The organism is Roseateles sp., assembly GCF_046300915.1.
Taxonomy (GTDB): domain Bacteria; phylum Pseudomonadota; class Gammaproteobacteria; order Burkholderiales; family Burkholderiaceae_C; genus Kinneretia.
In genome coordinates this window covers 1-6172 of the sequence record NZ_JBKCLH010000208.1, presented here as the reverse complement: position 1 = coordinate 6172, position 6172 = coordinate 1, and the positions used below count along the sequence as shown (strand labels likewise).

Sequence of the window (6172 nt, the reverse complement as noted above, 5' to 3'; positions counted from 1 at the left end):
GGCCCAGATCCTGGACCTGCTGGCCGAGCTGGTGGAGGAGGGCGGCATGGCCCTGCTGCTGATTTCGCACGATCTGGGCGTGATCGCCGAGAACGTGCAGCGCATGCTGGTCATGTACGGCGGCCTGGTGCTGGAGCAGGGCCCCAGCGCCGCCCTGTTCGAGCGCATGGCCCACCCCTATACCCGCGGCCTGCTGGCGGCGCGGCCGCGCCTGGGCGCTTCCCGGGGCCAGGCCTTGCGCGCCATTCCCGGCACGGTGCCGGGCCTGCACGAGATGCCGCCGGGCTGCCCCTTCGCGCCGCGCTGCGAGCTGGCCACGCCGGCCTGCGAGGCGGCGCGGCCCGCGACCATGGCCCTGGCGCCCGATCACCAGCTGCGCTGCATTCATGTGCGAGCTCAGGAGGGTGCGGCCCATGGCTGATCGCGCGCCGCTGCTGGAGCTGCGCGGCCTGCAGCGCCACTACACCTTGCCGCGCGAGCGCCTGTTCGCGCCCGCGCCGCGGGTGCCGGCCCTGCAGGGCGTGGACCTGCGCCTGGAGGCCGGCCGGGCCCTGGGCATCGTGGGCGAATCGGGCTCGGGCAAGAGCACCCTGGCGCGCGCGGTGCTGGCCCTGGACGAGCCGGCGCAGCGCGGCGGTGGTCAGGTCTTGCTGGACGGCCAGGACCTGCTGGCCCTGCCGCCCGAGGCCCTGCGCCGGGCCCGCGCGCGCATGCAGATGGTCTTCCAGGACCCTTATGGCTCGCTGGACCCGCGCCGCCGCGTGGGCCGCATCGTGGCCGAGCCCTTGGCCGCGCTCACCCGCCTGAGCCCGGCCGAGCAGGCGGCGCGCGTGCTCGAAACGGTGCAGGCCGTGGGCCTGCGCGAGGCGGATCTGCAGAAGTACCCGCATGAGTTCTCGGGCGGCCAGCGCCAGCGCATCGCCATCGCCCGCGCCCTGGTCACACGCCCGGCCCTGATCGTGGCGGACGAGCCGGTCAGCGCCCTGGATGTCTCGGTGCAGGCCCAGGTGCTGAACCTGCTGGCCGAGCTGCGCGAGCGCTTCGGCCTGGCCTATCTGCTGATCAGCCACGATCTGGCCGTGGTCAACCATGTCTGCGACGAGATCCTGGTGCTCTACCGCGGCCGCGTGGTGGAGCAGGGCAGCCCCCTGACCCTGTTCCGCCTGGCCGCCCACCCCTACACCCAGGCTCTGCTGCAGGCCGTGCCAAGGCTGCGGCCGGGCTCGCCACGCCGCCGTGCTGCGGTCGTGTCCGTGGAGCGCCCCGCGGGCGCCTGCGACTACGCCCAGCGCTGTCCCCATGCCACGCCGCGCTGTCTGGCGGAGCGGCCCCTGCTGCGCAATCTGGATGGCGCGCAGCGCGTGGCCTGCCATCATGCCGAGGCGATACTGCGCCTGCACACCCAGACCGAGGAGAGCCTGCCATGAAGATCACCCGCCGCTCCGCCGCCGCCGGCCTGATGGGCCTGAGTGCCCTGGGCAGCCTGCCGGCCTGGGCCCAGGCCCGCCGCGACGGCAGCCTGGTGCTGGGCATGACCCTGGAGCCGCCGGGCCTGGACCCCACGGCCGGCGCGGCCTCGGCGATTGCCGAGATCGTGCTCTACAACATCTTCGAGACCCTCACCAAGATTGGCCCCGACGGCAAGGTCAAGCCCCTGCTGGCCGAGAGCTGGGAGGTCTCGCCCGATCTCAAGACCTGGACCTTCCGCCTGCGCAAGGGCATCAAGTTCCAGAACGGCGAGCCCTTTGATGCGACCGCGGTGAAGTTCAGCTTCGAGCGCGCGGCCGGCGAGAAGAGCAGCAACAAGGACAAGCGCCTGTTCGCCAGCATGGGCTTCATCAGCGCCCCCGATGCGCACACCGTGGTGATCGGCCTCAAGACCATCGAGCCGGATTTTCTGTTCCTGATCGGCCAGGCCACGGCCATCATCGTGGAGCCCAAGAGCGCCGAGAAGAACGCCAGCCAGCCCGTGGGCACCGGCCCCTACAAGCTGGAGGCCTGGAACAAGGGCGCCAGCATCACGCTGGGCGCGTGGGCCGGCTACCGCGCCGCGGCGGCCATCAAGATCCGCCGTGCCACCTTCCGCTTCATCAGCGATCCGGCGGCCCAGGTGGCGTCCCTGCTCTCGGGCGATGTGGACGCCTTCCCGCGCGTGGCCGCGGCGCGCAGCCTGGGCCAGTTCCGCAACAACCCGCGTTTCCAGGTCATCCAGGCGGGCTCGCGGGCCAAGACCATCGTGGCCATCAACAACAAGAAAAAGCCCCTGGACGATGTGCGGGTGCGTCGCGCCATTGCCATGGCCATCGACCGCAAGGCCGTGATCGAGGCGGCGGCGGACGGCTTTGGCGTGCCGATCGGCAGCCACTACCCGCCCAGCGCGCCCGGCTATGTGGACCTGACCGCGGTCAATGCCTTCGACCCCGCCAAGGCCCGCGCCCTGCTCAAGGAGGCCGGGGTCAGCACGCCGCTGGAGCTGAGCCTCAAGCTGCCGCCCACGCCCTATGCGCGCCAGGGCGGCGAGGTGGTGGCGGCCCAGCTGGCCAAGGTGGGCATCACGGCCAAGATCGAGAACGTGGAGTGGGCGCAGTGGCTCTCGGGCGTGTACACCAACCGCAACTACGACCTGTCCATCATTGCCCACGTCGAGCCCTTCGACCTGGGCAACTACGCCAAGCCCGGCTACTACTGGGGCTATGAGAACCCCGAGTTCGCCAAGCTGCTGGAGCGCATCAACAACACGCCGCGCGAGGCGGACCGCCTCAAGCTGCTGGGCGATGCCCAGCGCCTGATCGCCCAGGATGCGGCCAATGTCTTTCTCTACCAGCCCCTGTGGCTGACCGTGGCCAAGCGCTCGCTCAAGGGCCTGTGGACGGACATGCCCGTCTTCGTCAACGACCTCTCCGGCCTGAGCTGGGAGTGAGGCCCATGAGCCTGGCCCTGCACGAGCTTGGCGCCCTGGCCCTGGTCGAGGGCTACCGCCGTCGCGACTTTTCGCCGCTGGAGGTGGCGCAAAGCCTGCTGGACCATGTGGCGCGCTGGGAGCCCCGGCTCTGCGCGCTCTATGCGTTTGAGCCCGAGGCCGTGCTGGACCAGGCCCGCGCGTCCGAGGCGCGCTGGCTGCGCGGTGAGCCGCTCACGAACGCGCGAGGCCTGAGCCTGGACGGCGTGCCCGCCACGCTCAAGGAAAACATCGCCACCCGCGGCACGCCCGTGCCCCTGGGCACGGCGGCGACCGAGCTGCGGCCCGCCGCCGAGGACGCGCCGCCCGCCGCCCGTCTGCGCGAGCTGGGCGCCGTGCTGCTGGCCAAGACCACCATGCCGGACTACGGCATGCTGAGCTCGGGCCTCTCGAGCTTCCATGCCCTGAGCCGCAACCCCTGGGACCTGAGCAAGAACCCCGGCGGCTCCAGCGCCGGGGCGGCCGCCGCGGCCGCGACCGGCTATGGCCCGCTGCACCTGGGCACGGACATCGGCGGCTCGGTGCGCCTGCCCGCGGCCTGGTGCGGGCTCTTCACGCTCAAGCCCAGCCTGGGCCGCATTCCCATCAAGCCACCCTATGCCGGCCGGGTGGCCGGGCCCATGACGCGCACGGTGGAAGACGCCACGGTGATGATGGCGGCCCTGGCCCAGCCCGACTGGCGCGACACCACCAGCCTGCCGGCCCAGGACATTGCCTGGCTGCAGGCGGGCGAGGGCCAGGACTTGCGTGGCTTGCGCCTGGGCCTGATGCTGGACGCCGGCTGGGGCCTGCCCGTCACGCCCGAGATCCGCGCCGCCGTGGAGGCGGCCGCCCAGGCCTTCGAGCGTGCGGGCGCGAGTGTGGAGCGGATGCCCGGCTTTTCCACCCGCGCCATGATCGACGGCCTGGACCGCTTCTGGCGCATGCGTTCCTGGCTGGACATCTCGGCCCTGCCGGCCGAGCGCCAGGCCCGGGTCCTGCCCTATATCCGCGCCTGGGTGGCCAGCGGCGCCCAGCTCAGCGCGCCCGAGCTCTTTGAGGGCTACAGCCAGATGGCGGCGCTGCGCGAGGCCGCGGTGGCGGCCTGCCAGCCTTACGACTATGTGCTCTCGCCCACCTCGCCAGTGGGCGCCTTTCCAGCGGACTGGGCCAGCCCGATCAACGACCCGCTGCGGCCCTTCGAGCACATCGCTTTCACCCTGCCCTTCAATATGAGCGAGCAGCCCGCCGCCAGCATCAATTGCGGCTACGACGCGGCCGGCCTGCCCATAGGCCTGCAGATCGCGGGCCGGCGCTTCGATGATCTGGGCGTGCTGCGCCTGGCGCGCGCCTACGAGCTGCTGCGCGGCCCCCAGCGGCCCTGGCCCCAGCCGCCCCAAGAGGAGCCCGAGGAGGAAGACAGCGGCCCCGCGCTGATCCGCCGCTCCAACCCCCTGGCCAACCGCGGGCGCGCCGGCTATCGCTGAAGCAGGGCGTCCAGCAGGGGCTGGATGAATACCGCCATGAACACGGTGCTGGGCGCCATGCCGATCAGGGTGCCCAGCACCATCTGCCAGAGCCGGATATGGGTGGCCCCAGCCACCATATTCACCACCGCAAAGGGGGCGATGGGCAGCAGGCGCAGGATCACCACCGAGCGCAGGCCGCGGCGGCCCAGGCTCTCGCTGAGCAGCTGCACCTTGGGCCCGGCCAGGCGCAGCAGCAGCTCATGACCCAGGGCATGGCCCAGGCCATGGCTCACGCAGGCCGAGAGCGCCGCCGCGCCAAAGCACAGGGCCAGACCGGGCCAGGGGCCCAGGGCGGCCAGCACCAGCAGACACAGCAGGCTCAGGGGCATGGCCAGCACCAGGGCCAGCACCATCAGGCCCAGCATCAAGAGCGGCCCCAGGGCCTGGGCGCCCTCTTGCAGGGCCGTGAGCAGCTTGAGCGGCGAGAGCCAGGGCGCCAGGGCCTCGCTGCGCCAGGCCAGGCTCAGGGCGATCAGGGCCAGCAGGGCCAGGCCCAGCAGCAGCAGGCGCCAGCGCAGGGCGGCTGAAATCCGGGGGGGTGGCCTGGGGCTCATGGGCTAGTGCTGGGGCGGTGTGTCGGGTGTCGAGTCCGCCATGTTCGCCGCCACTGATGGCAGTTTGGTGAGCAGCTCGGCCAGGGCCTGCACATGCTCGCTGTCGAACATGCTGCCGTGCAGGCCGGGCACCTCGGCCAGGCTCAGGCGCTGGCCCAGCAGGCGCTCCCAGGGCTGGAACAGCATGCGCTTCCAGCGCAGCAGGCCGCTGCTGCGCACCAGCAGCACCGAGCAGGCGCAGGCGGCGCTGCGATGCCGGCGCAGGGCCGCCACCTGGGCCACCAGGCCCGGATCGCTGAACATGGCGCCCAGGCGGCGGCCGTTCAGGCTCAGGTCCTGCAGATGCAGATGGCGCACCAGCCAGCTGGCCAGGCGCCAGGAACTGCCGCCGCCCAGGGCGGCGTCCGGGTAGAGCGTGTCCAGCAGCAGCAGGCGCTGCGGGCCGTGGCCCTGGGCCGCCAGCTGCGCGCAGCTGGCCCGGGCCGCCACCCCGCCCACCGAGAAGCCGGCCAGTAGATAGGGCCGGCCGGCGGTCTCGCGCGCAATTTCGCTGGCATAGAGCGCGGCCAGGGCCTCCATGCTGGCAGGCGCCGGCGCCAGCGGCGGCTGCAGCATGCGCAGGGCATAGCGGCCCTGCAGGGCCTCGGCCAGGCGGCGCAGGCGCAGCAGATCGCCATGGCCCGAGGCCGCGATGAACAGCAGCGTGCCCCCCTCGCTCAGGGGCAGCAGCAGACCGGTGTCGGGCGCAGGCGCTTCCAGGGCGGCGGCCAGACGCCGGGGGCTGGGGTGCTCCACCAGCCATTGCAGGGGCAGGCTGCGCTGCAGCGCCTCTTCCAGCGCACCCAGCAGGCTCAGGGCGCTCAGCGAGTCGCCACCATGTTCGAAGAAGTCGTCATCCAGACCGATGTCCTGGCGCTGCAGATGCTCCCGCCACAGGGCCAGCAGCCGGGCTTGCAGCGCGCTGCCGGGCGCCTCGGCACCGGCCCTGCGCTCCGGCGCCTGGGGCGCGGGCATGGCCTGCAGATCGATCTTGCCGGTGGCGCTCAGCGGCAGCTCGCTCATCAGGCTCAGGCCCGCGGGCACCATATAGCCGGGCAGGCGGCCGCGCAGGGCGGCCAGCGCATGTATCTGAGCGGGGACCGCGGCTGGCT

6 protein-coding genes are annotated in these 6172 nt (G+C 72.3%); 4 read left to right on the top strand and 2 right to left on the bottom strand.

The features are described 5' to 3' along the window. From ACK5F2_RS15810 to ACK5F2_RS15795, 4 genes are all read left to right on the top strand, one after another. Positions 1-421: oligopeptide/dipeptide ABC transporter ATP-binding protein (locus ACK5F2_RS15810; protein WP_409866285.1), on the top strand; the 421-nt coding region annotated here is incomplete at its 5' end. Beyond that, complete coding sequence (locus tag ACK5F2_RS15805; RefSeq protein WP_409866282.1) at positions 414-1427, top strand: ABC transporter ATP-binding protein; 1014 nt, start codon at positions 414-416, stop codon at positions 1425-1427. The genes ACK5F2_RS15810 and ACK5F2_RS15805, both read left to right, overlap by 8 nt. Continuing rightward, positions 1424-2920 carry an ABC transporter substrate-binding protein gene (locus ACK5F2_RS15800; RefSeq protein ID WP_409866280.1) on the top strand — a complete coding sequence of 499 codons (1497 nt, stop codon included), beginning with the start codon at positions 1424-1426 and terminating at the stop codon, positions 2918-2920. The genes ACK5F2_RS15805 and ACK5F2_RS15800 overlap by 4 nt, the downstream gene beginning before the upstream one ends. Positions 2921-2925: 5 nt before the next feature. Next, positions 2926-4425 carry an amidase gene (locus ACK5F2_RS15795; protein WP_409866278.1) on the top strand — a complete coding sequence of 500 codons (1500 nt, stop codon included), beginning with the start codon at positions 2926-2928 and terminating at the stop codon, positions 4423-4425. Here the strand turns inward: ACK5F2_RS15795 and ACK5F2_RS15790 are convergent. Together ACK5F2_RS15790 and ACK5F2_RS15785 are read right to left on the bottom strand one after the other, a co-directional pair. Continuing rightward, positions 4416-5021 carry a TVP38/TMEM64 family protein gene (locus tag ACK5F2_RS15790; RefSeq protein WP_409866275.1) on the bottom strand — a complete coding sequence of 202 codons (606 nt, stop codon included), beginning with the start codon at positions 5019-5021 and terminating at the stop codon, positions 4416-4418. The two genes, ACK5F2_RS15795 and ACK5F2_RS15790, sit on opposite strands and share 10 nt — an antisense overlap. 3 nt (positions 5022-5024) lie before the next feature. Continuing rightward, positions 5025-6172 (bottom strand): phosphopantetheine-binding protein (locus tag ACK5F2_RS15785; protein ID WP_409866273.1); only part of this gene is annotated, 1148 nt, incomplete at its 5' end.